The organism is Streptomyces sp. NPDC046349 (assembly GCF_055587885.1).
Window position 1 is genome coordinate 393,047 of the sequence record NZ_JBVJFK010000003.1, and the last position, 26,129, is coordinate 419,175.

Below are 26,129 nucleotides of genomic sequence, written 5' to 3' on the forward strand. Positions count from 1 at the left end.
AAACCCTCCGTGGCGTCCATAGACTGTGGCTTCCGCCCGAACGCCAGACCGAGGATCCCAGCACCTTCATGCGTTGCCACATACCCGCGGCCCGACGCGGGCCCCTCCTCTGTGTCGTCCCCTTCCTCTGGACCCTGGCGCTCGGCCTGTGGGGGCTCTCGCGGCAGGACAGCGTGTGGCGCGACGAGGCGGCGACCTGGCAGGTGGCCGGGCGGCCGGTGGGCGAGATCTGGCGGATGCTCGGGAACGTCGACGCCGTCCACGGGCTCTACTACCTGCTGATGCACGGCCTGTTCGAGGTGTTCGGGGCGAGTACGACGACGCTGCGGATGCCCTCCGTGCTCGCGGTCGCGTGCGCCGCGGTGTGCGTGGCCGTGATCGGGCGGCGTCTGGCCGGTTTCTGGGCGGGCCTCGGGGGCGCCCTGGCGCTCGGCCTGCTGCCGGCCGTCCAGTTCTACCTCCAGGAGGGCAGGCCCTACGCGCTGGTCGCGGCCGGGGCCGGGCTGTCGGCCCTGCTGCTGGTGTCGCTCCTTCAGGACCGGTCCGGGCGGCGGACATGGCCGCGCTGGACGGCCTACGGGGCGGTCGTGCTGGTGTGCGCGCTGCTGAACTGGCTGTCGCTGCTGGCCCTGCCCGCGCACGCGGCGACCCTGTGGTGGGTGCGGGCGGGGCGCGGAGTGTGGCTGCGCTGGGCGGCGTACGGATCCGGGGCGGTGGCGGGGGCGCTGCCGCTGGTCCTTTTCAGCCGGGGCCAGTCCGACCAGGTGTCCTGGATACCGCCGCTGACCTGGCACATGTTGATCGGCCCGGGGATCCTGCTGGCGATCGGCGCGCTCGGGGCGTGGGCGGACCGGCCGGACCGGTCGCGGGTCTCGGCGGCGGCGGTGGGGCTGCCGCTGCTGGCGGTGCCTCAGCTCGGGCTGATCGCAGTGTCGCTGGTCCAGCCGCTGTTCCTGGACCGGTACGTGCTGTTCGCCATGGTGGGTCTGGCGCTGCTGATCGGCGCGGCCCTGGGGGCTGCCGTACGGGCCTGCGCGCCCCGCTTCCCGAAGGCGTCGGCCCTGCTGGTGCCGGGGGTGGTCGGCGTCTCGGTGCTGGCCCTGCTGCCGGTGGAGCTGGGCAAGCGGGCGCCGGCCAGCCGGGTCGACGACGTGCTGGCGGTGGCCGGCGAGGTGGCCCGGCTGAAGCAGCACGGGGACGCCGTGCTGTTCGTGCCGGCCGCGCGGCGGGACACGGCGCTGGTCTCCCCCGGCGCGTTCACGGGCCTGACCGACCTGGCGCTGGCCGAGAGCCCGGTGGCCTCGGCCACCCTCAAGGGCGAGGAGGCGCAGCCGGCGCGCATCCGGGAGGCACTGCTGGAGCAGCGGCGGGTGCTGCTGGTGACGGACTCGGCGAAGGTCGCGAAGGCTCCTTCCGCGGAGCGGGACAAGGCGAAGGCGGAGGTGCTGCGGGAGCGGTTCACCGTGGTGGAGGACCGGCAGGTGCGGGGGCGCCGGGTGACGGTGTACGAGCGCCGGGGCTGACGCCCTGCGGCCCCGCGCCGCCGGGGCGTCTCGTCCGGCACTGTGCTGTTCGGGACGGTCTCGTCCGGGCATGGCCCGGGTTTCACATCGGGTTCACGGGATTCACAGCGGATTCATACGGAACTCCGCCCTCCGGTCACAGGTTCGGCGGGCAGGGTGGCAGACATGATCCACGACGCGCTCCCCCGAACGGCCCGGCGCTCCCGTGCGCGGCGGGCATCACGGATCCTCCTCGCGCTGACCGCGACGGCCGCGCTGCTCGGCGTGGACGTGCCCGACACCGTGGCCGGGCCGCCGCTGGGCGTCACGGCGTGGGCCCCGCCCGGCGCCGCGGCCGACCGGGTGGGCGCGCTGTTCGCGGGCGGGCCGGACGGCGGGCACTTCTGCACCGCGGCCGTGGTGCGCAGCGGCGGTCGCGATGTGATCGCGACCGCCGCGCACTGCCTGGAGAGCCCGCACACCACCCTCTTCGCGCCGGGGTACCGGGACGGGAGGGCTCCGTACGGCCTGTGGCGGCTGACCGGCGTGTACGTGGCCCCCGAGTGGACCGACGGGCAGGACCCGGACGCCGACATCGCCTTCGCGACGGTGGCCCCGGTGGAGGGCGGGCGGACCAGCCGTGTCGAGGATCTCGTGGGCGGTTTCCCGGTCGCGGCCGAGCAGCCCGCCGGGGCCAGGGTGACGGTCATCGGCTACCCGCGGACGCTGGACGCCCCGCTGCGCTGCGCCAACGGCACCGGCCTGCTCTCGCCGACCCAGCGCCGGATCGGCTGCCCCGACCTCAGCGGCGGCACCAGCGGCAGCCCCTGGCTGGTGGACGGCGCCCTGGCCGGCGTGCTCGGGGGCCACGAGGGCGGCGGGACCGTGCCGGAGATCTCCTACAGCGCGGTGATGGGAGACCGGGCGGTGGAGCTGTACCGCAAGGCCGCGGCCGACGGCTGAGGGCGGTGCCCGCGTGCCGGCCGCCTGCCGCGCCGGCCGTGCTTCAGGAGCGGGCGGCCGGGACGCGTTCCGCTGCGGGTGCGGAGGGCTGGGCGGGGATCCGGCCGAGCGGGGCCGGGCGCGGGGTCCCGCAGCGGATGTCCTGCACCCCGCGCCGCAGGCCGTCACGCAGCAGTCGGCCCAGCGGGCGTTCGACGAGCAGGTGGAGCAGCCAGGCGAGGACCACCATCAGGGCGGTCACGCCGATCACCAGCGGCACGGGCGCGATGTCGCGGCGGAAGTGGTGGATGAGGGTCAGCCCGGCCATCATGTGGATCAGGTAGAGCGGGTACGTGATGGATCCGGCGTGTCGGAGCCAGGACCACCGGACGCGGTCGAGGGCGCCCAGCGCGATGGCCGCCATGACCGCGAATCCGAGCACGATGACGGCGTGGGCCGGCCAGGCGGGCGTCTGCTCGGCCGCCTTCCGGCCCAGGCTGGAGATCATGCGGGCGTGCACGTGGTGCTGCGCCAGGAGGAACTGCACGCCGACCACGGCCCACAGGACGGCGTTCGGCCGGAAGCGGCGCATCAGGTGGAAGGCGATGCCGGCGATGAAGTAGGGGGACGCGGACGACACCGCGAAGAAGGACAGCAGGCCGTTGTCGACGGTCGGGGCCACGACGCCGGCGAGGGTCCAGACGCCGCAGAAGAGGACGCAGTTGCGGTAGGTCACACCGCGCATGACGACGGCGGCGAACAGCACGTAGAACTTGAGCTCGACGAACAGCGTCCAGTAGGCGTCGTCCACGTGCGGGACCCCGATCCCGCCCTGGAGCATCGAGAGGTTCACCACGACGTCGCTGAACGAATCGACCTTGCGCACCTCGGGCCACGTGAACAGCACCAGGGAGGTGAAGGCCACGGCCGCCCAGTAGGCGGGGAAGAGCCGGGAGACCCGGGAGACCGCGAAGTCGCCCACGGTGCGGCCCCAGGCGCTCATGCAGATGACGAAACCGCTGACCAGGAAGAAGATCTCGACGCCGAGCCAGCCGTAGACGGCCAGGGCGTGCGCGGCCGGGAAGACGGCCTCGGCCGGCTTCCCCCAGGCACTGTCCAGGGCCGCGTAGTGGTAGAAGAGGACGGAGAACGCGGCGAGGACCCGGATGGCGTCGAGGGCCGCGAGGCGCGGGCCCGGTGCTCCGGCGGGCGGTGCTCCGGCATTCGCACGCCCGCCCGCCCTCGGTATCCCTGCCGTTCCTCCCGAGCTCATCCCTTGATCGCTCCCCGCATACGTGACGGCCCGATGAACACCGCCGGGTCAGCGGAACCATACAGGCCGCCCCCCGGCGGTCCACCCGAGGTGGCTGTCATGATCATCACAGCGCGCCCTGGCCGGCTGACGCGACCGGGGCCTCGAACCAGGTGGGTTCGTCGCGCACAGCCCGGTGGATCCGGTCCAGGGCGAAGGGCTCCAGCGGGGGCAGCGCGTCCACGTCGAACCAGGCCACTTCGAGGGACTCGTGGTCGTTGGCCCGCGCCTCGCCGCCGGTGGCGCGGCAGCGGAAGGTGATGTCCTGGAACTGGCAGACATCGCCGTTGGGGTAGGTGATCGGATCGAGCATCTGGACGAGGACCACGCGCTCGGGCACGCAGCGCACGGCCGTCTCCTCGTACACCTCGCGCACGGCGGTCTCGGCGGGCTGCTCGCCCGGCTCGGCGATGCCGCCGACCACGGACCACCGCCCGGTGTCGGAGCGCCGGCCGAGCAGGACCCTGCCCAGGTCGTCGAGGACGATGGCCGTGACCCCGGGCAGAAGGAGCAGCTGGTGCCCGGCGGAGCGGCGGATCCGCCGGATGAAATCAGGTGTGGTCATCCCCCGACCCTACGAGGCCGGGGGCCGCTCCCGCCGTCAGGCGTCGCGGCGGGCACGGATGCGGCGGGCGGCGAGTACGCCGAACCCGCCCGCGGCGAGCAGCAGCAGGACGTACTCGGGGAGCGGCCCGAGCACGGTGGCCGGGGTGCGGCCCGAGCGCAGCGGGATCTCGGCGACGAGCGCGTCCGCGGTGAACATCTTCGTCTCCGAGACGATCCGGCCGTCGGGTCGGATGACGGCGCTGACGCCGCTGGTGACGGGGACGAGGACGGTGCGGCTGTGCTCGACGGCGCGGACCCGGTCCATGGCGAGCTGCTGGTAGGTCATCTGCGTGCGGCCGAAGGTGGCGTTGTTGCTCGGTACGGCGATCACCTGGGCGCCGTCCTGGACGGTGGAGCGGACGGCGTCGTCGAAGGCGGCCTCGAAGCAGGTGACCATGCCGACGCCGCTGCCGGCCATGTCGAAGACGCCGGGCTCCTTGCCCGGGCCGAAGTCGCGGCGCACCCGGTCCACGTCGGAGCTGAAGAGCCGGACGAAGGAGCGCATCGGGATGCGCTCGCCGAAGGGCTGGATCTTGCGCTTGTCGTAGGTCGCGGTGGGGCCCGCGACGGGGTCCCAGAGGATCATCGTGTTGCGCAGCGGGCCCGTCTCCGGGGCGACGACCGCGCCGATGGCCACGGGCACGCCGATGGCCTTGACGGCCTTGTCGATGACGGCGTGGGCGTCGGGTTCGGCGTACGGGTCGAGGTCGGAGGAGTTCTCCGGCCAGACGACGAAGTCGGGCTTGGCGGCCCGGCCGGCCTTGACGTCCTCGGCGAGCTGGATGGTGCGCTTGACGTGGTTGTCGAGGACGGCCCGGCGCTGGGAGTTGAAGTCGAGGCCGAGGCGGGGCACGTTGCCCTGGATGACGGCGGCCACGACGGTGCCGTCCTCGGCCGCGTCGGAGACCAGGGGGCGGGCGGCGAGGGCGGCGCCGACGGGGGCGGCGACGGTGAGCGCGGTCAGCGCGGCGGTGGTGCGGCCGGGGTGGCGGCGGGCGATGCGCAGGGCTTCGCAGAGGCCGAATCCGCAGAGGGCGACACCGAAGGAGAGCAGCGGCGTGCCGCCGAGGGCGGCGAGCGGCGTGAAGACGCCGTCGGCCTGTCCGAAGGCGAGCTTGCCCCAGGGGAACCCGCCGAACGGCGCCCGGGCGCGCAGGGCCTCACCCGCGACCCAGACGGCGGCGGCGAGGACCGGCCAGGCCGGGAGCCGGCTGAGGAGGGCGATGCCGAGGCCGGTCAGGCCGATGAAGAGGGCTTCGAGGGAGGCCAGCGCCAGCCAGGGCACGGGGCCGACCTCCTCTCCGGTCCACACGAGGAGCGGCAGCAGGTAGCCGAGGCCTGCGAGGGTGCCCAGGCCGAAGCCCGCGCGCGGACGGCGGCCGTGGAGGCAGCCGGCGAGCAGGGCGAGGGCGAGCGGCGCCAGCCACCACAGCGGACGGGGCGGGAAGCTGAGGTAGAGCAGCACGCCGGACAGCGCGGCGAGCAGGGACCGGACCAGGGGGGCGCCCCTGTGTCGCGGCGCGGCCGTCGCGGCGGGGGCGGCGGGGGGCGTCGCGGAGGGCGTCCTGGGCTCGGCCGGTCCGTCGGCGGGCCGCGCGGGCTCGTTCGAGGCGGCCTCGCGCGTCACACTGCTGCTCATCTGGCGGAGTGTACGTCCCCGTGCCCTCGGATCCGGTAAGCGCCCCGGTTCGCCGACGGTCTCATCCGGCGAGGGTGCGCAGGTGGGCGCGGATGACGCGGACGGCGTCCTCGGCGTCGTCGACGGTCACGGTGAAGAGCTGGCCGTCGACCAGCCTCAGCTCGAAGCCCTCGCCTCGCCGGACGATCACCGCGGTGCCCTTCTCGGGACGCCAGCGGTAGCCCCAGCCGCCCCAGTTCTGCGGGCTGATCCGGGGGAGGAACTCGGCCGAGGCCACATCCGCAAGCTCGATCCTGCGGCGCGGGAGTCCGATGTGGCCGCAGCGCACCACGAGGGCCTGGGCGTCGATCGTCACGGCGACGTGCACGAAGGCGACCGTGCCGTAGACCATGAGCAGCCCGGCGGCGAGACAGCCGGTCACCGCCATGAGGAGCGGGACGAAACCGGAGGTCCACGCGTTGTCGACGGCCAGCTCGACGCCGAGCGCCACGCAGGCCGCGCCGGCTGCCGCGAGCAGCCACTGCAGGGGGTTGGTGGCCCGGCCCGTCCAGAGCGGACCAGGGGGGTGACCCGTCATACGTAGCAGCGTACCCACGTTCCGGAAGGACACCACCGTCGCGCGCCCGAACGCCCGGACCCTCGGACGCCCGGCCGACGTACCGGCTAGCGCGCCACGCGGTAGCGCAGGTGGACGACCCTGGAGGCGAAGGTGCGGGTCTCGACGAGTTCGAGGTCCACCCGGCGGCCGTGCCGGGGGAAGAAGGGGGTGCCCCCGCCCACCAGTACCGGGTGGACCATGACCCGGTACTCGTCGATCAGGTCCAATGCGGCCGCCTCGGCGGCGAGCGTCGCACCGCCGATCGCGATGTCACCGTCCCCCGGTTCGGCCCGCAACCGCTCGATCTCCTCGGCCAGGCCGCCGGAGGCCAGGCGGGCGTTGCCCTGCACCGCCGCCAGGGTGGTGGAGAACACCACCTTCGGGAGCGGGTTCCACACCGAGATCCATTCGAGTGACGCGGCGTCGAGCGACGGGTCCTGGGCGGCCGTCTCCCAGTACAGCATCGTCTCGTACAGCCTCCGCCCCAACAGGTGGACGCCGAGCTCGCGGGTCTCGTCGATCCAGAAGCGGAAGACCTCTTCCTCGGGTGCCGTCCAGTTGAAGCCGCCGTCCGGTCCGACGATGTAGCCGTCGAGCGAGGCGCCCATCGCATAGGTCACACGTCGCATCAGGAGTCCTCCTCGGTGAGGATCCGACAGTACGGCCGCCGGTCGCCGCGGACCGCGTCGCGACGCGCGCGAGCCGCGGCCATGGGGCGTCAGCCGGGGGGCGTCAGCCGGGGAGCATGCGCAGGAGCGCGTCGCGCAGCGCGGGTCGGCGGGCGGTCATGAACCGGTGCAGGCTCCGGGAGGCGAAGGCGACGCGCCGGGCGCTGCGGCAGCGCTCGGCGTCGTACGCGCGAAGGGCTGCGGGCAGACCGTCGGGCCGGGCGGTGGCGACGGCCCGGGTGAGGGCCTCGGCGTCGAGCAGGGCGGTGCAGGCGCCCTGGCCGAGGTTGGGCGTCATGGCGTGGGCGGCGTCGCCGACGAGGGCGACCCGGCCGTCGGCGACGAAGCGGGGCAGCGCGGGGTGGAGGTGGCGCATCTCGTACCGGATCCAGGTCTGCGGGTCGGTCGCGGCCAGGACGCGCGGGACGGGGTCGTGCCAGTCGGCGAAGGCTTCCCGCACTTCGCGTGCGGTGGTGGCGGCGGGCACGGTGGCGTACCAGTTGGTGCGGCCGGGCTCGACGGGGGTCATGCCGAAGAAGCGGCCCTCGCCCCAGGTCTCGCCGTACAGGCCGGTCTCGAATCCGGCGATGCCGATCCAGGCGATGGTGCCGATCGGGCGGGGCCGGCTGCGGCTGCCGAAGTACGCGGTGCGCACGGTGCTGTTGATGCCGTCCGCGCCGACGAGGAGGTCGGCGTCGAGTGCGCGCGGGTCCGTCAGGGGCCGCCCGTACGCGATCTGTGTGCCACCGAGCCGGTCGAGCTCGGCCAGGAGTGCGTCGATCAGGTGCGGCCGGGATATGAGCAGTTCCGGGCGGCCCGCCCGGCGCTCGATCCGCTCGAGCGGGAGGGCCGCCAGGACCTTGCCGTCCGGGCGCCGGATGCCGGCGTCCCGGTACGGGACCGCGCGCGCCCGCAGCGCGTCGCCGAGGCCGAGGCGGTCGAGCGCGGTCTGCGCGCTCGGGTGGATGCCGAAGGCCGTTCCGTAGCGGTCCGGGACGGCCCGCCGCTCCAGGACGGTCACTGTCCAGCCCGCACGGCGCAGGCCGATGGCGGTGGCGAGCCCGCCGATCCCGGCTCCGGCCACGACGGCCGTGCCCGCCCCGCGCCCGCTCGACGTGCCGGCCTTCCCGTCCGTGGTCCCGCCGCTCATATCTCGCTCCTCCGCCCGCACCCGCCACGACTACCACATGCGTGGTACTACATCCGTGGTACCACATCAGTGGTACCACGGATGTGGTTATGCTGGCAACGTGAATCAGGACCGGAGGGACCGGCTGCGGGACGCGGCCGTCGCCGTGCTGGCGGAGTCGGGGGGGCGCGGGCTGACCCACCGGGCCGTCGACGCGGCCGCCGCCGTGCCGACGGGCACGGCCAAGAACTACTTCCCCACGCGGGACGCGCTGCTGCGGGCCGTGGCCGAGCGCTGCCTGGAGCAGTACCGGGCGCTCGCCGCCTCCCTGGCGGGGCCCGGTCCGGGGCCTGCCGACGCGGAGCAGCTCGCCGCGCTGCTCTCCGGGCTGCTGCGCGATGTGGCGGGGCCCGGGCGCCCCCGCGTCCTGGCTTTTCTGGAGCTCCGGACGGAGGGGACGCGGCGGCCCTGGCTGGCCGCGCTGCTGGACCCGATCGAGGCAGGGGACTTCGCCACGCACGAGCACCTGCTGCGCACGGCCGGGCTGCCGGCCGGACCGGAGCGGGCCCGGGCCCTGACCCTCGCGCTGCACGGCGCCATCCCCCACCTGCTCACCGGCGCCCCGGCCACCCTGGCCGCCGCCGGCCTGGACGACCTGGACCGGTTCGCCCGTGGCCTGCTGGCCTCCGTGTGCGCCGGGGAGGCGCGGTGAACGCGCCCACCCGGCTCGACCGGGCGGTGGGTGCCGTGCTCGGGTCGGCGGCGGGAGACGCGCTGGGCGCGCCGTACGAGTTCGGGCCGGCGGGGCAGCTGAGCGCGCAGGGCCGGGAGATGCGCGGGGGTGGCGGCTGGGATCCGGGCGAGGCGACGGACGACACCCAGATGGCCGTCCTGGTCGCCGAGTCACTGCTGGAGCGGGGCGGCCTCGAACTCCCCGACGTCTTCGCCCGCTTCCAGCGGTGGGCGGCCGGGAATCCGAAGGACATCGGACTGCAGACGCAGGACGTCCTCACCAACGGCGAGCCCTGGGACCTCGCGGCGGCCCTGCACTTCCAGATCAACGCCCGGGCGGCCGGCAACGGTTCCCTGATGCGGGCGGCCACCTCGGCCGTGTACTTCTCGGCCGCCGGGAGGGAGGCGACCATGGACGCCGCGCGGCGGATCGCGGCGCTGACCCACGGCGACCGGGCCGCATGGGAGGGTACCGCGATCCTGCACGAGCTCGTCCGCGTCGCCCTGGACGGCGCCGATCCGCTCGCGGCGCTCCCGTCCGCGCTCGACGCGGTGCACCCGGACCATCGCGAACGGTACGCCCGGGTGCTCGCCCCCGACTGGCACCCGGATCTGGCCACCGAGTTCAACGGGGCGGTGTGGCCCTGTCTCGGCTCGGCGGTGTGGGCGCTGCGGACCACCACCGGGTTCGCGGAGGCCGTACGGGCCGCCGTGGACCTGGGCGGCGACACGGACACGGTGGCCGCGGTGACGGGTGCCCTGGCCGGCGCGCAGTACGGGCAGGGCGCGGTGCCGGCGCACTGGACGGCCGCGCTCCACGTGCCGCTTCCCGGCTTCGGCGAGCGGGTCCTGGGCGCGGACGACCTGCGCACACTGGCTCAGCGGCTCGCGACGGCCGGCTCCCGCTGAAGGTCCAGCCGGCGGCCCCGGAAGCCCGCGCGCAGCCTCCGGTCGTGCGTGACCACCACGAGGGTCCCTCCGAAGTGGGCCAGGGCCGCCTCAAGTTCCTCCACCACGGCCGGGGCCAGGTGGTTCGTCGGCTCGTCCAGCAGGAGCAGGTCCAGGGGCCGCGCCACCAGGCGGGCCAGCTCGATCTTCCGGCGCTGGCCGGCCGAGAGGGTGCCTACCGGCCGGGTCAGGTCGGCCGGGTTCAGCAGGCCGAGCCCGGAGACGTAGCGGTCGGCGTGTTCCTGCCCGAACAGCTCGACGGCGGAGCGGGGTTCGCCCGCCCAGGGGTCGTCCTGCCGCAGCAGTCCCACGCGCGAGGGGGTCCGCACAATGCCTTGTGCGGGCGCCAGTTCACCCGCCAGCAGGTGCAACAGAGTGGATTTGCCGACTCCGTTGGGCCCGGTGACCAGCAGCCGCTCCCCCGGCGCGAGTTCCAGTGTGACCGGTTCGAGCCGCCCCGGCACCGCCGCGCCGACCAGTTCCACGCCTCCCGCGGCGCCTTCGGCGAACCGCCCGGTGAAGGTGAGCGGCCGCGGAGGCGGCGGAACCGGGTTCTCGGTCAGCCGGTGCAGGCGTTCGCGAGCGGTACGGATACGGCTCGCGGCGCCGTGGGTGCGTGACCGGGCGCGGAAGGCGCCGGCTCCGCTGAAGCCGCGCGGCAGCTTGCGCGGGATGGCGGCGAACCGCCCGATGTTGGTGTCGGCGAGCCGCTCGGCGCTGCGCACCTCCTCGCGCCAGTCCTCGTACTCCCGTTCGCGGCGGGCCCGTTCGGCTGCTCGGCCGGCCAGGAACCCGCCGTAGCCGTTGCCGAAGCGGCGTACCGCGCGCCGGTCGGCGTCGACCTCCAGGACGGCGGTCGTGACCCGGTCGAGGAAGAGCCGGTCGTGGGTGACGGCCACGAGGGTTCCTCGGTGGGCTCGCAGGTGCTCCTCCAGCCAGGCGACCGCCTCGTCGTCGAGATCGTTGGTCGGCTCGTCGAGCAGGAGCAGTTCCGGCTCGGCGGCCAGGGCGGCGGCGAGGGCGAGCCGGGAGCGCTGGCCGCCGGACAGGGTGTCGAGCCGGCGGTCGGGGTCGATGTCGGCGCGCTCGCCGAGGCGGCGCAGGGTGGTGGCGACCCGTCGGCGGGCGTCGCGGCCGCCGCGTGCCTCGTAGGCGGCGAGGAGGTCCCCGTAGGCGGCGAGCTCGTCGGGGCCGGCCCGGTGCAGGAGGGTTTCGGCGGCGCGGATCCGGCGTTCGAGGACGCACAGGTCGGCGAGGGCGAGGTCGACGGCCTCGCCGACGCGGGCGTCCGGGGGGAGGTCGAGGGTCTGCGCGAGGTGCCCGGTGCCGCCGGGGGCGGTGACGGTGACATCGCCGTGGTCGGGGCGTTCCCGTCCGGCGAGGAGCCGGAGCAGGGTGGACTTGCCGGAGCCGTTGTCACCGACGACACCGACCCGCTCGCCGGGCCGGACCGTACAGCTGACCCGGTCCAGGACGACGCGGGTGTCGTAGCTCTTGGTGACCTCGGACAGGACGATCTGGGTGGAGGCGAGTGGAGCGCGCAAGGGCGGTTCCTTCCGGAAGAATGAACAAGACGAGACGGACCGTCTCGAGATGTGCCCAACGTAACCCGCGCACGGGCATTACGCAAGACGGTTCGTCTCGCGTGTGGGTGGGCGCAGGGGGCGGCACGGGTGCCGGGGCGCACTGCCGAAAGGGCGCGGCAGCCCGCCTCGGGCCGTGGGTCCGGGGCGCCGGGGGCGGCATGGCCGGTGACGGCTCCGGCGGGGACGCGGCACTCCGGGGTCGGCGACGAGCCGTCGGCTTCGCGGTCCGTCCCGCAGAAGGGCGTGGCGGGTGGAGCGGGAGCCGGCCGCGCCGCAGCCGTCACCGCGCCGGCATCAGCGCGCGACGACGTGTCCGGCGGCGGTCCACGCGGCGGACCGGACGGCCTCCGGGCAGGAGTCAGCCGACGGGGGCGCCCTGGCCCGACAGCAGCCGGCCCTCCGCGTAGGCGAACGCCGCGGCGGGCAGAGCCGCCTCGCGGCCGCTGTGCAGGACGGTCAGGCCGCCCGTGCGGGGCAGGCCGGGCTCGGCGGTGACGCCGAGGCGGCGCAGCGCCTGGAGGGCCACGGGCTCGGCGGAGCCGTAGTAGACCAGATCCGTTCCCCCGGTCCGCGCGGCGAGGGCGGCGCGGATGGGGGCCCCGGTCAGCTCGTAGTGGGTGCAGCCGAGCACCACGTCGGTGACGTCGGCCGGGGTCAAGGCGGCGGCCGCGGCGACGGCCGCGGTCACGGCGGCGTCGTCGGCGGCCTCCACGGCGTCGGCGAGCCCCGGGCAGGGCACCTCGGTGACCCGGGCGCCGGTGGCGAAGTCACGGATCAGCCCGCGCTGGTAGGGGCTGCCGGTGGTGGCGGGGGTGGCCCAGATGGCCATCCGGCCGCCGGCCGCGGCGGCGGGCTTGATCGCCGGTACGGTCCCGATGACCGGGATGGCCGGCTCCAGCTCGGCCCGCACGGCGTCCAGGGCGTGCACGGTGGCGGTGTTGCAGGCGACGATCAGCGCGTCGGGGCGGTGCGCGGCGGCCGCACGGGCCACGGCCAGCGCCCGCCTGGCGAGGTCGTCGGGAGTCCGCGGACCCCAGGGCATCCCGTCGGGGTCGGAGGAGAGGACCAGATCCGCGTCCGGCCGCAGCCGCCGCACCGCTGCGGCCGCCGCGAGGAGGCCGATTCCGGAGTCCATGAGCGCGATCTTCACCCGGCCACCTTAGTCGACACCGGCTCCCGCCGGACCCGGCGCCGACCACATCCGGCCCCCTCCGCGCCGCCCATCCGGCGCACAGCCGCACCCGTCCCCGCACGAAGCTCACCGCCCGCCTGCCCCCGACGCACCTCCGCCAACAGCCGCCCCAGCCGGAGGCCGCACCGCCGCACCCGCCCCCGCACCGCGCTCACCGCCCCGCCTCCACCCCGGCGGACCACCACCCCCGCCAGCAGCCGCCCGAACCACGGAGGCCGTACGCGGCACCCCCGCGGGCCCGCACGGCACCGCCGCGCCCGCCCGGGCCGCCGCGGGGGCGCCGCGACGCCCGTGTCCGCCGGCCCCGCCGGGAGGGGCGCCGCACCGGGGTGTCGGGTGCGGGACAGGGGCCCGGCCGCCCGGCACACTGCCGCCATGGGCCTCCTCACCGCCGCGTCCTTCGCCTCCCTCGCCGCATGGCTCTGGCTCACCCTCGCCCAGGGCATGTTCTGGCGCACCGACGTCCGGCTCCCCGCGCGCACCGCCCCCGACCGCTGGCCGTCCGTGGCGATCGTCGTACCCGCCCGGGACGAGGCCGGGGTACTGCCCCTCAGCCTGTCCTCGCTCATCGCCCAGGACTATCCCGGTGAGGCCGAGGTCGTCCTCGTGGACGACGGCAGCACGGACGGCACCGGCGCTCTCGCCCTCCGGATCGCCGCCGAGCAGCCGGGGCTCCCGCTGACCGTCGTCTCCCCCGGCGACCCCGCGCCCGGTTGGACCGGCAAGCTGTGGGCCCTGCGCCACGGCATCATGCTCGCCCGCACCGCGCACGCCACCGAACCCGACTTCCTCCTGCTCACCGACGCCGACATCGCACACGAACCGGACAGTCTGCGCGAGCTGGTCTCCGCTGCGGCCTCCGCCGACCTCGACCTCGTCTCGCAGATGGCCCGGCTGCGTGTCGCCGGCCCGTGGGAGCGGCTCGTCGTACCGGCCTTCGTCTACTTCTTCGCCCAGCTCTACCCCTTCCGCCGGATCAACCGGCCCTCCGCACGGACCGCCGCGGCTGCCGGCGGCTGCGTACTGCTGCGCACCAGTGCCGCCGTGCGGGCCGGGATCCCCGACCGTATCCGCCAGGCAGTCATCGACGACGTCTCCCTGGCCCGCGCGGTCCAGGACTCCGGCGGCCGGATCTGGCTGGGGCTCGCGGAGCGGGTGGACAGCATCCGCCCCTACCCGGTGCTCGGGGACCTGTGGCGGATGGTCTCGCGCAGCGCGTACGCGCAACTGCGCCACCGGCCCCTGCTGCTGGCCGGGACGGTCGCCGCACTGGCGCTCGTCTACCTGGTGCCCCCGGCCGCCGTCCTGGCGGGTCTCGCCACCGGGCGGCCCGCCGCCGCGTGGGCCGGCGGACTCGCCTGGCTGCTGATGGCCGGCACCTACCTGCCGATGTTGCGCTACTACGGCCAGCCCGCGGCGCTCGCGCCGCTGCTTCCGTTCACGGCGCTGCTGTACCTGCTGATGACCGTCGACTCGGCCGTCCAGCACTACCGCGGGCGGGGCGCGTCGTGGAAGGGCCGAACCTATGCCCGCCCGAGCGACGCCTGAAACGACGGACCGCCGCCCCGACCTGCGTCATCCGAGGTCACCGCGTTGTGACGCTGTGTCAGCAACAAGTCGGCGCAACGCGCAACCGGTGGGTACGAGTTGGACCAAGGTGGTATGGAAGTGGTGAAATCGTGCACGTGAACGCCAAGTGAAAGCTGTGGCTCTGACCTGCGAATATGCAGGTCAGCGCGGTGTTGACCGCACCTCGCTATGGACCCCGTGAATTCGTGGGCTTAACTTATGTCTCATGACCTCCCCCCGCTCCACTTATGGCGGCGGTTACTACTCCGCGCCCTCCTTCCCGGACACCCCCATCTACGACTCCCTCGTCGCCGAACGCGGCACTCCGCAGATCGCCCCGATCCGCGTCCCGGCCGCCTACGAGTCCCCGAGCGCGGGTTATTCGAGCGGTGGGTACCTGCCGGCCCTCCCGTCGGCCCTGCCCGCACTGCCGCCTGCCACCCCTCAGCAGCAGGCTCCGGCATACGGGTACCCGTACCAGCAGCAGGCCGCTCCGCAGCCGATGCCGCTGCAGAACGCGCCCGCTCCCTACATTCCCCAGCAGCAGCCGGTCGCGGCCCGCGCCGGGTACGTGCCGCAGCCCCAACCGCAGCAGCCCCGCCCGGCGGCCATGGCCACCGGCTACGAGGCGATGCGTCCGGCCGCGCCGCGCCCCATGCAGGTGCCGGCACCGGTGGCGGGTCCCTCGTACGAGGATCCCTACGGCCGCCCCTACCAGGGACGCGGCTACTGACCGGGCCCCTCACGCGCGCCGGGACGGCGGAGCGGGCTGGCAGTATGCCCCCATGTCGAAGTTGCACGTTCAGGCGCTCCACGTCCACCCCGTCAAGTCGGTGGCGGGGACCGCTCCCGACGAGGTGGCCGTGGAGCCCTGGGGTCTGTCCGGGGACCGGCGGTGGGCCCTGATCGACCCCGAGGGCACGGTCCTCACCCAACGCCGGCATGCCCGGCTGGCCTTGGCTTCCGCGCGACCGCTGGGCGGCGGCCGGATCGCGCTGACCGCTCCGGACATGGCGGAACTGGTCGTGGAGGTGCCCGAGCCGGGTCCGCTGGAGCCGGTGTCGCTGTTCGGGAAGAAGGTCGAGACCGTGGTCGCGGCGAGGGCCGCGGCCGACTGGTTCAGCGCGTTCCTCGGGGTTCCGGTCCGGCTGGTGCACTTGGACGACCCGGCGGTACGTCGTCCGGTGGACCCCGACTACGCACTGCCAGGCGAGATGGTGAGCCTGGCCGACGGCTACCCGCTGCTGCTGACCACACTCGCCTCGCTGGACGCGCTCAACTCGCTGATCGCGCGGGGGGACCACCCGGAGGAGGGTCCGCTGCCGATGAACCGCTTCCGGCCCAACGTGGTGGTCTCGGGGGCCGAGGCCTGGGCGGAGGACGGCTGGCAGCGCATCGCGATCGGCGACGCCCTCTTCCGCGGCGCGCGCGGATGCGGCCGGTGCGTCGTCACCACCACCGACCAGCGGACGGCCGAGCGCGGCAGGGAACCGCTGAAGACCCTCGCCCGGCACCGCCGGATCGGCACGTCCCTCGTCTTCGGGCGGCTGCTGGTGCCGCTGCGGCCGGGCACCGTGCACGTCGGCGACGAGGTCCGCATCCTCGCATGACGCATCGCCCGCGGGTGGCGACCGGACCACAGGAATGACACCTTCGGGGGGCTCCGCCCCCGAGCTGGAACCAACCGGCGTGACCAGGCCGTTGGATCAGTCAGAACAGGTGGGTACCCGCACGGGCAGTGACACCGGACGACCGGTTCCGGATCGGGTGGCACATGTCTCGTGCGTCCCGGAACGCGTCCCCCGGGGCATGCGGAAGGCGTGGGCGCGCAGGCAGGCGGAGACTGGCGCAAGTAGGGGGAGCCGGACCGTGCGGACAGCAATGGGTGTGTGGCGATGGCGGCGCAATCCGCTGCGGCGGCCAACCGATCTCTTCGAGGCGTGGGTGGCGTTCGCCGCGCTGGTGTGCGTCGTGGTGGTGGCTCCGGCCGTCGGCTGGGTAGCGGGCCTGCGCGTGGACGGCACCCTGCAGCAGGCCGCGTACGCGCAGCGGCAGGAGCGGCATCTCGTCCCGGCCGTGGTGGTCCGGCATGCCGCGGCACCGGCCGAGGAGGTGTCCGCCGACCCTTCGGCCCAGCGGACGGCCCCGCGGCGCACGCAGATCGTGGCCTCCTGGACCGCGCCCGACGGCAGCAGCCACGAGGGCACGGTGCCGGCCGCCGAGGAACCGCCGCACCCCGGCGACCGGTTCCGCATATGGACCGACGCACGGGGGCGCCTGGTGGGACAGCCGCTCGACCCGTCGGCCGCCTCCTTCCACGCGGGGACGGCGGGCCTGGCCGCCGCGGCCGGGGTGGCCGTCCTGGCCGTGACGGTCCACCGCCTCGTCGTACGACGCCTCATGCACCGTCGGTACGTACGTCTGGACCGGGCATGGGCGGCCGCCGGGCCGGACTGGGGCCGGGCGGACGCCGGTGGCTGACCTGGCGGCCCATCCGCTCCGCGCGCGCTACGGTGGTGCGGCCGGACCGGTCGCTCCTGTGGCAACAGCCCCGCGAGCGGCCTCGGACAACAGCGGCTCCGGCCGCATCGGCAGCGCGAGCACGAGGGTGGGGGCACGACAGCACCATGGTTCAGGGCACGGTCCAGGTGACGCACGGCGGCTCTTCGCGGTGGCGGCGCCGCTCCGGTGAATATCCGACGCTGACCGCCGCGCTCGCCGTCGCGGGCGACGGGGACGTGCTGTCCATCCCCCCGGGCACCTACCGGGAGAACCTGGTGGTGCAGCACGCCGTCACCCTGCGCGGGCCCGAGGACGGCTCGGGTTCGGTGCGGATCGCGCCGCTCGACGGTGTGGCCCTGACCCTGCGCGCCTCGGCCGTGGTGCAGGACCTCCACCTGGAGGGCCAGGACCGGGCCGCGCCGGCGCTGCTGGTGGAGGACGGCTCCCCCGAGCTCACCGACCTGCGGGTGAGCACGCACTCGGCGGCCGGCATCGAGGTGCGCGGCCCCGGCGCCCGGCCCCTGGTGCGCCGCTGCACCGTGGAGAACCCGGCAGGCGTCGGCATCGCCGTACTGGACGGCGGCGGCGGGGTGTTCGAGGAGTGCGAGGTCGTGGCCTCGGGACAGACCGGCTTCTCGGTCCGCGGCGGCGGCCGGCCCCGGCTGGAGCGCTGCCGCATCCACCACTCCACGGGCGCGGGCATCGCGGTCACCGGCGAGGGTTCGGGTCTGGAGGCCCTGGGCTGCGAGGTGTACGAGGTCAGAGGCGCCGGAGTGCAGATCGCCGCGCGCGGCGCCGCCCGCCTCACCGACTGCGCGGTGCACCGCACCTCGGCCGACGGGGTCACGCTCGACACCGACGCCGTGCTCACCCTGGCCGGGTGCGACATCCACGACATTCCGGAGAACGCGATCGACCTCAGGTCGCGTTCGGTGCTCACCCTCAGCCGCACATCGGTGCGCCGGTTCGGGCGCAACGGCCTGTCCGTGTGGGATCCGGGCACCCGGGTGGAGGCCGAGTCCTGCGAGATCCACGACAGCACGGGCGACTATCCGGCGGTGTGGGTCAGCGACGGGGCCACCGCGTCCCTGGACTCCTGCCGGGTGCACGACGTGCCCGACGCGCTCTTCGTGCTGGACCGGGGGTCGGCCGTCGAGGTCACCGACAGCGATCTGTCCCAGGTCCGCAACACCGCGGTCTCGGTGAGCGACGGGGCCACCGCGCGGCTCGACGACTGCCGTGTCCGCGAGGCGGCCACCGGAGCCTGGTTCCGCGACCACGGCAGCGGCGGCACCCTCGCCGGCTGCACCATCGACGCCGTCCAGACCGGCGTGATCGTCACCAAGGGCGCCGACCCGGTCCTCGAGCACTGCACGGTCACCTCCCCCGCCGAGTCCGGCTTCTACGTGTCGGCGGGCGGCCGCGGCACGTTCACGGCCTGCCGCGTGACGGACAGTTCCGGTTTCGGCTTCCACGTCCTCGACGGCTGCCGCACCACGCTGACCCGCTGTCACACGGAGCGCTGCGCCCGCGGCGGCTACGAGTTCCCGGAGGACGGTCCCGTCGTCGAGGAGTGCACCGGTGACGGGTCGGGCCCTCGGCAGGCGGCCCAGCCCGCCCCGGGCGGCGGCTTCACCGGCGCGCAGACCGGGGTCCGTACGGTCACCGCGGCGCGGGGCCACGTGGCACAGCCGGCCCCGGAGGCCCCGACGTCCGTACCGCGGCCAGCGGGTCCGGGGCGGGCCGCGGCTCGGGAGACGGCCGCGCGGGCGTCCGGTGAGGTGCTGGGGCAACTCGACGGGCTTGTGGGCCTGGACAGCGTCAAACGCGAGGTACGGGCGCTCACCGACATGATCGAGGTGGGCCGGCGGCGGCAGCAGGCGGGCCTCAAGGCCGCCTCGGTGCGCCGCCACCTGGTCTTCACCGGCTCCCCCGGCACCGGGAAGACGACGGTCGCCAGGCTGTACGGCGAGATCCTCGCCTCCCTCGGCGTCCTGGAGCGCGGCCACCTGGTCGAGGTGTCCCGGGTGGACCTGGTGGGCGAGCACATCGGGTCCACGGCGATCCGTACGCAGGAGGCCTTCGAGCGGGCGCGCGGCGGGGTGCTGTTCATCGACGAGGCGTACGCGCTGGCCCCGGAGGACTCGGGCCGGGACTTCGGGCGTGAGGCGATCGACACGCTGGTGAAGCTGATGGAGGACCACCGGGACGCGGTGGTGGTGATCGTCGCCGGGTACACGGCCGAGATGGAGCGCTTCCTGACCGTCAACCCGGGGGTGGCCTCGCGGTTCTCCCGGACCATCACCTTCGGCGACTACGGCCCCGGGGAACTGCTGCGGATCGTGGAGCAGCAGGCGGAGGAGCACGAGTACCGCCTCGGGGAGGGCACCGCCGAGGCCCTGCTGGCGTATTTCACGGAGCTGCCCAAGGGGCCCGCCTTCGGCAACGGCCGTACCGCGCGCCAGACCTTCGAGTCGATGGTGGAGCGGCACGCGGGGCGGGTGGCCCAGCTTTCGGAGCCGAGCACGGACGAGCTCACCCTGCTGTTCCCGGCGGATCTGCCGACGCTTCCCACCCCTTGCTGACGGCGGGGCGCTGAGCCGGCATCCCCCGGACTGCCGCTGGGCGGGGCCCTCCGCCCCGTACGGCCCGCTCCAGCCGGGCGAGCAGGGCGGCGCGCTCGGCGGCGAAGGCGGGGTCCGCCTGGTAGTCGGCGTGGCCGAGGATCGGCGCGGGCAGCGGGTGGCGTGCGCTGCGCCCGTAGGCGAGCGGGTCGGCGAGGGGGCCGCGGTCCACTTCCGGTGAGTCCGGGCCGGGGAGTGCGGGCCCGCCGATGGGGTCGGTGGCCCGCCAGAGGTTGCGCCAGCAGTCGACGTCGCGGTGCAGGGCGGTGAGCGGTCCGGGGCCGAAGTAGGCGGGGAACCATCGGCCGTAGAGGCGGGCGAGCGGCGATCCGTACGTGAGCAGCGCGACGCGGCGGCGTACGGGCGGCGGCAGTTGCCAGACGGCCGCCGCGGCGAGCACGCTGCCCTGCGAGTGGCCGGAGATCACCAGGCGGCCGCCGGTGCGGCCGGTCCAGCCGGCCATCCGCCAGGTCAGGTCGGGGACGGCGCGCTCGGCGTAGCAGGGCGGTGCGAACGGGTGGGCGGCGCGCGGCCAGAAGGTGCCGACGTCCCAGAGGATCCCTATGGTCCGCCGGGCGGCCGGGTCCCGGTAGGCGCGACGGCCCCAGGCGACGAAGAGGGCGATGCCGAGGCCGATGAGCCAGGACCCTGCGTCCTGGGCGGCGCGGGCGGCGGTCTCCAGCACCGGCGGGGCACCGCGGGCGGCCTCGCCCGGGACCTGTCCGCTGAGCCAGGCTCCGGCCAGGGCGCCTGCGCCGAGCACCAGGGTGATCCCGGAGACGGCCGCGACGAACCAGGGCGCGGAGTCGGTGAGTGCGGCGGCCGTCCGCGCCCCTGCGATGCGGCGGCTGCGCGCCTCGTCCGGGCGCTCGCCCGGGTATTCGGCCGCGACGGCCGTGGCGAGGCGGCGCCGGGTCCGGGCCGCGCGCACCGCGAACCAGGCGGCGAGCAGCGCCAGTACGAGGAGCAGCGGGGGCAGCACGGCGGCCTGCCAGGACAGCAGGACGGGCGGCCCGGGCAGCGGAGCGCCCGCCATCCCGGGGGTGGCCCCGCCGTCCATCCAGTCGGCCACGCGATGGGCGACCCCGCCCGACATCACGCCGCCGAGGGCGCAGCCGAGCATGGCGACGGCGGGACCGCCGAGCCCTCGCAGGGCGGCCGCCGGATCGGGGGCCCGGCGGTGCAGGTGCCGGGCGACGGCGGCGAGGGCGAGTACGCAGAGGCCCTGGCCGAGCATGATCACCCCGAAGGCGAAGTCGCCGGGGAGCCGGCCGGTGGAGGTCCAGTGCGGGCGCGACCAGGCGGCGTGCAGGAGGACGGCGGTGAGCAGGGCGAGGGCGGCGCCGGGCAGCAGGCTGATGGCGGCCCGGTCGAGGCGGTGGTCGGGGCGGGCTTCGGTGCGGCCGCGCCGGCAGACGACCCAGGCGACGGTGACGGCCCCGGCGGCGAGGAGGGCCTGGGTGATCCAGCCGAGGACTTCGAGGGCGGGGGCGGTCGCCGCGGTCCGGCGGTCGTGGGCGGCGGTCGGCGCGGAGACGGCCACCGCGACGGTGAGCAGTCCGGCCGCGGTGTGCGCGGCCCTCAGCCGGGCCACGATGCGGCGCCCGTACCAGAATCCGGGGCGGCCGAGCGCGGGCGCGGTGTCGCAGGCGGCGTCCGGGTCGGCGGCGCCGGCGGGCGGCGGCTGGGATTCGTAGGCGCTCCAGGTGCGGTTCGACAGGAACCAGAGCAGCCCGGTCAGCACGGTGGGGACGAGTGCCCCGAGGGCGAGGCGGCGCCCTGGCTGGGACCACCAGCCGCCGCCGTCGGGCGCGAGGAAGCCGAGCGGGGAGCCGGGTGCGGTGCAGGTCGCGTGGCCCGCGCACTGCCAGGCGACGAGATCGAGCGCGACCTCGCAGGCGGCCGCGATCAGCAGGACGGTCAGGCTGAGCGCGAGGATCCGTACGAGGACCCCGTACGTGCGCACCGCGCGCGGCGCGGGGTCGGCGGCGGCCCCGGTGGGGGCGGCCGGCCTGGCCCAGTGGGCGAGGTTGGCGACCATGAAGGGCAGGAGCAGCAGCCACAGGGCGCGGGCGCCGTTGCCGGAGGTGAGCCGCGACCAGCAGTAGGCCTCGGGGACGGGCAGTCCCGCGTACCGCTCGGGGTGGGCTTCGGCGTCGGCGTCGTCGGTGCGGCGGAACACGGCGGCGGTGGAGTCGCCGGTGACGCGGACGGTGCGCGGGTCTCCGAGCAGTTCGGCCGGGGAGGCTCCGGCGACGCCGTGGACGAGGAGTTCGAGGGCGAGTGGCGGTTCGGTCTGGGGGCGGTCGGGCACGGACGCCTCCGCTCGCGTGGGGATCGGCGCTGCTCCAGGATCCCGCGCGGCGGGGGCGCTGCCCAGGCCCCGTACGGGGGAACCGCCTGCGGAAACCGGGGCGTACGGCGCACGAGCCGTCGTACGCGGCGCTCGGAGGAGGTTGTGGGCGGATCGCAGCGGACATCTCACGGGCGCACGGCTATGGTGACGCGCACGTCCGCCCGGATCACCGCCTCAGGAGGTACCGCCATGGCTCGCCGACTCCGCCCGGTGGGGCTGGATTTCATCGACGACGCGCCCGTCCGGCTGGTGTTCGCCGCCGAGGCCGCGGCGCCGCCCGAGGCCGTGTACCGGGCGCTCGCCGAGGAAGTGGAGGGCTGGCCCGGGTGGTTCAGGGCGGTGACGCTGGCCCGCCCCACGTGCGGCGGGGGCGGCCGCGAGATCAAGCTGCTCGGCGGGGTGCGCATGCAGGAGACGATCATGGCCGCCGATCCCGAACGGCGTTACGCGTACCGGGTCGACACCACCAACGCCCCCGGGGTCCGCGCCCTGTTGGAGGAGTGGCGGCTCACGCCGGCCGGCTCGGGCACGCACGTCCGCTGGACCTTCGCCGCGGACGGCCCGGCCGCCTTCCGCCTGGTGCTGACCGCCGCCCGCCCGGGCCTGGGCCACTCCTTCCGCACGGCGGTCCGCACCCTGGACGCCCGCCTCGGCGCGCGCCGCGCGACGGGGCGTTGACCGCGGCGAGGCGTGCGTACTCCCACGGGTCGTGTGCGTTGACGACGGTGACCTCGTCGGGGTGGTCGCGGACGAGGGCGCGCAGACGGTCGCGGAGCGCGGTGCGTGCCGCCGCGTCCATCCGCGCCCCTGCCGGACGGGTTCGAAGACGGGGTGGGCCGTGCCTCAGGCGGTCGGTTCGCGCCAGACGCCGGTCGTCAGCAGCGTGTCGAGGGTCTTCGCGTAGGGGGCGAGGTCGAGCCCCTGCGCCGCCACCCATTCGTCGGAGTAGTACTTGTCCAGGTAGCGGTCGCCCGGGTCGCACAGCAGGGTGACGACACTTCCGGTGCGGCCATCCGCCACCATCTCCGAGACGATCTTCAGTGCGCTCCACAGGCCGGTGCCGGTCGAGCCGCCCGCCTTGCGCCCTATGGCCGTCTCCAGCGCGCGGCACGCGGCGACGCTCGCGGCGTCCGGGACCTTCATCATCCGGTCGATGGCACCGGGCACGAAGCTCGGCTCCATCCGCGGGCGGCCGATGCCCTCGATGCGCGAGCCGCAGTCGCTGCTCGCGTCGGGGTCGTTGCGGGTCCAGCCCTCGAAGAAGCAGGAGTTCTCCGGGTCGGGGACGCAGATGCGGGTGTCGTGCTGCATGTAGTGCACGTAGCGCGCGATGGTCGCCGAGGTGCCGCCGGTGCCGGCGGTCGCCACGATCCAGGCGGGCTCGGGGAAACGTTCCAGCTTGAGCTGCTGGTACATCGACTCCGCGATGTTGTTGTTGCCGCGCCAGTCGGTGGCCCGCTCCGCGTAAGTGAACTGGTCCATGTAGTGCCCGCCGGTGCGGGCGGCCAGCTCCGCCGACTCCTCGTACATCTTCATCGGGTCGTCCACGAAGTGGCATTCGCCGCCGTGGAATTCGATCAGGCGGCACTTCTCCGGACTCGTCGTGCGCGGCATGACGGCGATGAACGGGACACCGATCAGCTTGGCGAAGTACGCCTCGGAGACGGCGGTCGAGCCGGACGAGGCTTCGATGACGGGGCGGCCCGGCCGTACCCAGCCGTTGCAGAGGGCGTAGAGGAACAGCGAGCGTGCGAGGCGGTGCTTGAGGGAGCCCGTCGGGTGCGTGGACTCGTCCTTGAGGTAGAGGTCGATGCCCCACGCCTCGGGGAGCGGAAACTTCAGCAGGTGCGTGTCCGCCGAGCGGTTCGCATCGGCCTGGACCTTGCGCACGGCCTCTTTGAGCCAGGCGCGGTAGTCGGCGTCGCTGCGGTCGACATCCACAGTCGTGGCGGTCGTACCGGTGGTGGTCGGGGTGCCGGGGGTGCCGGTAGTGCCGGTGGTGCTCATGCGACGCGCTCCTTCGTGGGTCTCTTTCGTCCCTCCTTTCGCAATGTACCTCTCCCACCTGCGCAAATAGTCACTTTGGGTATCTATGCGGATCGCTTTCGATCGCGTTCGGTTGCACTGCGGCGCACCGTGGGTGACCCTGGTGGAGGATTACCGAGGGTGCAGCACCCGTAACACTCATGTCGGGGAGTCGCAGCCGTGATCAGTCATTCCCGCAGGCACTGCGTCGTCGAACTGCAGGCCTTGCCGTCGCGGATCGGCCAAATCCGCAGAATCGTCTCGGCCCAGTTGCGCCACTGGCAGCTCGATCCGCTCATAGACCGGGCCGCGCTCGGTGTGACGGAGCTGCTGGGCAACGTGCACCGCCACGCGGTGCCGGACAAGACCTGCGTCGTCGAGATCGAGCTGCGGCTCGGACGGCTGACGGTCTCCGTCATCGACAGCGATCCGCGGCTTCCGGTGCTGCGCCCGGCGCAGGCCGGGCTGCTGGAGACCAGCGGACGCGGGCTCGCCCTCGTGGAGGCCCTCAGCGAGGCCTGGGGGGTACGCGAACGGTCCGACGGGCCCGGCAAGATCGTCTGGTTCTCCCTGACGGCGGCGCCCGCGCCGGTGGCGCCGACGCTCCCCGTCTCGATCGCGGCCAGGCCCGTGCCGGAACCCGCCCGTACTGTGGTCGTGGCCGTCGATCCGGGCACCGTCCCGGCCGCGCTGCCGGTCCCCTCGCCGGTCGCCGTCCGACCCGGCTGACCGTCTGCCGGGGGCGTCCTGCCGGCCGCGTCATCCCGGCGGGGCGCACCACGACAACCACGCCGCCTCGCCGCCGTACCGCCTTGTGGGACCCCCGGACACGCCGGTACGCGGACGCCCCTCCGCCGTGCGATGCGCCGCATCCGACGCCGCGCACCGATCCGCCGGGGAACACGGGAGGGTCCTCAGGCGAGAGCTCCCAGCGGATCGTCCAGGACGGGTTGCCAGGCCAGTTCCGCCGCGCCGACCAGGCTGTTGTGGTCCAGGGTGCACGGCAGGATGGGCACGCCACCGCTGCGTCCCCACAGGCTGCGGTCCGCGACGACCGCCCTGAGCCGCTCCGGGTCCGCGTACAGCAGTTCCCGGTGCAGCCCGCCCAGGATGATCCGGTCCGGGTTGAGGATGTTCACCAGGCCGGCGAGACCCAGACCGAGGCGGTCGATGAGCTCCTCGGTGGCCGCCCGCACCGCCGGCTCCTCCGGTTCCTCGCGCAGCAGGTCACGGGCCTGCTGGAGCAGCGACACCTCGGGGCCGGGGCTGCGGCCCGCCGCGGTGAGGAAGGCCAGCGGGTCCGCCTCCACGTCCAGGCAGCCGCGGCCGCCGCAGTGGCAGGCCCGCCCCTCGGGGTTCACGGTGAGGTGGCCGACCTCCAGGGCCAGGCCAGAACTGCCGCTGTGCAGGCGGCCGTCCAGCACCAGGGCACCGCCGACCCCGCGGTGCCCGGTGGCCACGCACAGCAGGTGCTGCGCGCTGCGCCCGGCGCCGTGCCGGTGCTCGGCGAGCGCCGCGAGGTTGACGTCGTTCCCGGTCAGGGCCGGGCCGTCGATCCCGGCGTCCTTCACGCACTCGGCGAAGATGTCCCGTACGGGAGAACCGGCCGGCCAGGCCAGGTGCAGCGGGTTCAGCGCAGTGCCGTCCGGCTCGGCAACGGCCGAGGGGACCGCGAGCCCGGCTCCCACGCAGCGCCGGCCACTGTCCGCGAGCAGTTCCGCGCCCGCCCGCACGACCGCGCCGAGCACCTGGGCCGGGTCGGCGGAGACGGTGACCTTGCCGGGTGCGGTGGCCACGATCCGGCCGCCGAGGCCCACCAGGGCGGCCCGGAAGCCGTCCGAGTGCACTTGGGCGGCGAGCGCCACCGGCCCGTCCTCGGCCACCGAGAGGCGGTGCGAGGGGCGGCCCTGGCCTCCGCCGGTGCCCCCGGCGCCGCCCGAGGCCCCCGGGCGGGAGTCGACCCGGATCAGCCCCAGCGCCTCCAGCTCGGCCGCGACCGCGCCGGCGGTGGCGCGGGTGACCCCCAGCTCGGCCGTCAGCACGGCACGGGTCGGGGCGCGGCCGGTGTGGACGAGCTCCAGCGCCGGCCCGAGCGCGCCGCGGCCCCGTTCCAGCTTGGTCCGCGCGCCCGCGCTCGACACCGATGGCGTGGTCGCATCCCCCACCCGCGGCGGGGCCCCGTTGCCGTTCATGGCATCG

The 26,129-nt window shown here is 74.8% G+C and carries 22 protein-coding genes; 11 read left to right on the forward strand and 11 right to left on the reverse strand.

Going from position 1 to position 26,129, the window contains the following annotated elements; genetic code table 11:
• Positions 1-68: 68 nt before the first annotated feature.
• Together ACZ6JS_RS08960 and ACZ6JS_RS08965 are read left to right on the forward strand one after the other, a co-directional pair.
• On the forward strand, positions 69-1,523 hold the full coding sequence (locus ACZ6JS_RS08960) for a glycosyltransferase family 39 protein (RefSeq protein ID WP_469296956.1): 1,455 nt from the start codon (positions 69-71) through the stop codon (positions 1,521-1,523).
• Between the two features lie 165 nt (positions 1,524-1,688).
• Positions 1,689-2,465 (forward strand): trypsin-like serine peptidase, encoded by a 777-nt coding sequence (locus tag ACZ6JS_RS08965; protein ID WP_469296957.1) that lies wholly within the window; start codon positions 1,689-1,691, stop codon positions 2,463-2,465.
• 43 nt (positions 2,466-2,508) lie between these two features.
• Here the strand turns inward: ACZ6JS_RS08965 and ACZ6JS_RS08970 are convergent, their stop codons facing one another.
• The 6 genes from ACZ6JS_RS08970 to ACZ6JS_RS08995 form a co-directional block, all read right to left on the reverse strand.
• Positions 2,509-3,717 carry an acyltransferase family protein gene (locus ACZ6JS_RS08970; RefSeq protein ID WP_469296958.1) on the reverse strand — a complete coding sequence of 403 codons (1,209 nt, stop codon included), beginning with the start codon at positions 3,715-3,717 and terminating at the stop codon, positions 2,509-2,511.
• Between the two features lie 106 nt (positions 3,718-3,823).
• The gene (locus tag ACZ6JS_RS08975; protein WP_469296959.1) at positions 3,824-4,321 is read right to left on the reverse strand and encodes an NUDIX hydrolase; all 498 of its coding nucleotides are present in this window, start codon (positions 4,319-4,321) and stop codon (positions 3,824-3,826) included.
• 36 nt (positions 4,322-4,357) lie between these two features.
• Positions 4,358-6,001: an apolipoprotein N-acyltransferase gene (lnt, locus tag ACZ6JS_RS08980; protein WP_469296960.1), complete on the reverse strand. Its 1,644-nt coding sequence runs from the start codon at positions 5,999-6,001 to the stop codon at positions 4,358-4,360.
• A 61-nt stretch (positions 6,002-6,062) separates the two neighbouring features.
• Positions 6,063-6,578 carry a hypothetical protein gene (locus ACZ6JS_RS08985; protein WP_469296961.1) on the reverse strand — a complete coding sequence of 172 codons (516 nt, stop codon included), beginning with the start codon at positions 6,576-6,578 and terminating at the stop codon, positions 6,063-6,065.
• Positions 6,579-6,664: 86 nt separating this feature from the next.
• Positions 6,665-7,228 (reverse strand): dihydrofolate reductase family protein, encoded by a 564-nt coding sequence (locus ACZ6JS_RS08990; RefSeq protein ID WP_469296962.1) that lies wholly within the window; start codon positions 7,226-7,228, stop codon positions 6,665-6,667.
• 103 nt (positions 7,229-7,331) lie between these two features.
• On the reverse strand, positions 7,332-8,417 hold the full coding sequence (locus ACZ6JS_RS08995; protein ID WP_469296963.1) for an FAD-dependent oxidoreductase: 1,086 nt from the start codon (positions 8,415-8,417) through the stop codon (positions 7,332-7,334).
• Positions 8,418-8,517: 100 nt separating this feature from the next.
• Between ACZ6JS_RS08995 and ACZ6JS_RS09000 the strand changes: the two genes are divergently transcribed.
• Positions 8,518-9,108, forward strand: coding sequence for a TetR/AcrR family transcriptional regulator (locus tag ACZ6JS_RS09000; RefSeq protein ID WP_469296964.1), 591 nt, complete (start codon positions 8,518-8,520; stop codon positions 9,106-9,108).
• A complete protein-coding gene (locus tag ACZ6JS_RS09005) occupies positions 9,105-10,037 on the forward strand; it encodes an ADP-ribosylglycohydrolase family protein (RefSeq protein WP_469296965.1) in 933 nt (310 codons plus the stop codon). The genes ACZ6JS_RS09000 and ACZ6JS_RS09005 overlap by 4 nt, the downstream gene beginning before the upstream one ends.
• Here the strand turns inward: ACZ6JS_RS09005 and ACZ6JS_RS09010 are convergent.
• Positions 10,007-11,620, reverse strand: a complete 1,614-nt coding sequence (locus ACZ6JS_RS09010) for an ATP-binding cassette domain-containing protein (RefSeq protein WP_469296966.1) — start codon at positions 11,618-11,620, stop codon at positions 10,007-10,009. The genes ACZ6JS_RS09005 and ACZ6JS_RS09010 overlap by 31 nt on opposite strands.
• 400 nt (positions 11,621-12,020) lie before the next feature.
• The gene (locus tag ACZ6JS_RS09015) at positions 12,021-12,812 is read right to left on the reverse strand and encodes a glutamate racemase (protein ID WP_469296967.1); all 792 of its coding nucleotides are present in this window, start codon (positions 12,810-12,812) and stop codon (positions 12,021-12,023) included.
• Between the two features lie 417 nt (positions 12,813-13,229).
• Between ACZ6JS_RS09015 and ACZ6JS_RS09020 the strand changes: the two genes are divergently transcribed.
• From ACZ6JS_RS09020 to ACZ6JS_RS09040, 5 genes are all read left to right on the forward strand, one after another.
• Entirely contained in the window at positions 13,230-14,402 is a 1,173-nt protein-coding gene (locus ACZ6JS_RS09020) for a glycosyltransferase (protein ID WP_469296968.1), read from the forward strand.
• Between the two features lie 247 nt (positions 14,403-14,649).
• Positions 14,650-15,156 carry a DUF6643 family protein gene (locus ACZ6JS_RS09025; protein WP_469296969.1) on the forward strand — a complete coding sequence of 169 codons (507 nt, stop codon included), beginning with the start codon at positions 14,650-14,652 and terminating at the stop codon, positions 15,154-15,156.
• Between the two features lie 52 nt (positions 15,157-15,208).
• On the forward strand, positions 15,209-16,033 hold the full coding sequence (locus tag ACZ6JS_RS09030) for an MOSC domain-containing protein (protein WP_469296970.1): 825 nt from the start codon (positions 15,209-15,211) through the stop codon (positions 16,031-16,033).
• A gap of 259 nt (positions 16,034-16,292) precedes the next feature.
• Entirely contained in the window at positions 16,293-16,904 is a 612-nt protein-coding gene (locus ACZ6JS_RS09035; protein WP_469296971.1) for an Rv1733c family protein, read from the forward strand.
• 146 nt (positions 16,905-17,050) lie between these two features.
• Complete coding sequence (locus ACZ6JS_RS09040) at positions 17,051-19,510, forward strand: right-handed parallel beta-helix repeat-containing protein (protein WP_469296972.1); 2,460 nt, start codon at positions 17,051-17,053, stop codon at positions 19,508-19,510.
• On the opposite strand, the gene ACZ6JS_RS09045 is transcribed toward ACZ6JS_RS09040, so the two are convergent.
• A complete protein-coding gene (locus ACZ6JS_RS09045) occupies positions 19,461-21,863 on the reverse strand; it encodes a hypothetical protein (RefSeq protein ID WP_469296973.1) in 2,403 nt (800 codons plus the stop codon). The genes ACZ6JS_RS09040 and ACZ6JS_RS09045 overlap by 50 nt on opposite strands.
• Positions 21,864-22,094: 231 nt before the next feature.
• Between ACZ6JS_RS09045 and ACZ6JS_RS09050 the strand changes: the two genes are divergently transcribed.
• Positions 22,095-22,583 (forward strand): SRPBCC family protein, encoded by a 489-nt coding sequence (locus ACZ6JS_RS09050; RefSeq protein ID WP_469296974.1) that lies wholly within the window; start codon positions 22,095-22,097, stop codon positions 22,581-22,583.
• 165 nt (positions 22,584-22,748) lie between these two features.
• On the opposite strand, the gene cds1 is transcribed toward ACZ6JS_RS09050, so the two are convergent.
• Positions 22,749-23,912 carry an L-cysteine desulfhydrase Cds1 gene (cds1, locus tag ACZ6JS_RS09055; protein ID WP_469296975.1) on the reverse strand — a complete coding sequence of 388 codons (1,164 nt, stop codon included), beginning with the start codon at positions 23,910-23,912 and terminating at the stop codon, positions 22,749-22,751.
• Positions 23,913-24,110: 198 nt separating this feature from the next.
• On the opposite strand from cds1, the gene ACZ6JS_RS09060 reads away from it, so the two are divergent.
• Positions 24,111-24,659 (forward strand): ATP-binding protein, encoded by a 549-nt coding sequence (locus ACZ6JS_RS09060; RefSeq protein WP_469296976.1) that lies wholly within the window; start codon positions 24,111-24,113, stop codon positions 24,657-24,659.
• 185 nt (positions 24,660-24,844) lie between these two features.
• Here the strand turns inward: ACZ6JS_RS09060 and ACZ6JS_RS09065 are convergent, their stop codons facing one another.
• The gene (locus tag ACZ6JS_RS09065; RefSeq protein ID WP_469296977.1) at positions 24,845-26,122 is read right to left on the reverse strand and encodes an ROK family protein; all 1,278 of its coding nucleotides are present in this window, start codon (positions 26,120-26,122) and stop codon (positions 24,845-24,847) included.
• Positions 26,123-26,129 lie beyond the last annotated feature (7 nt).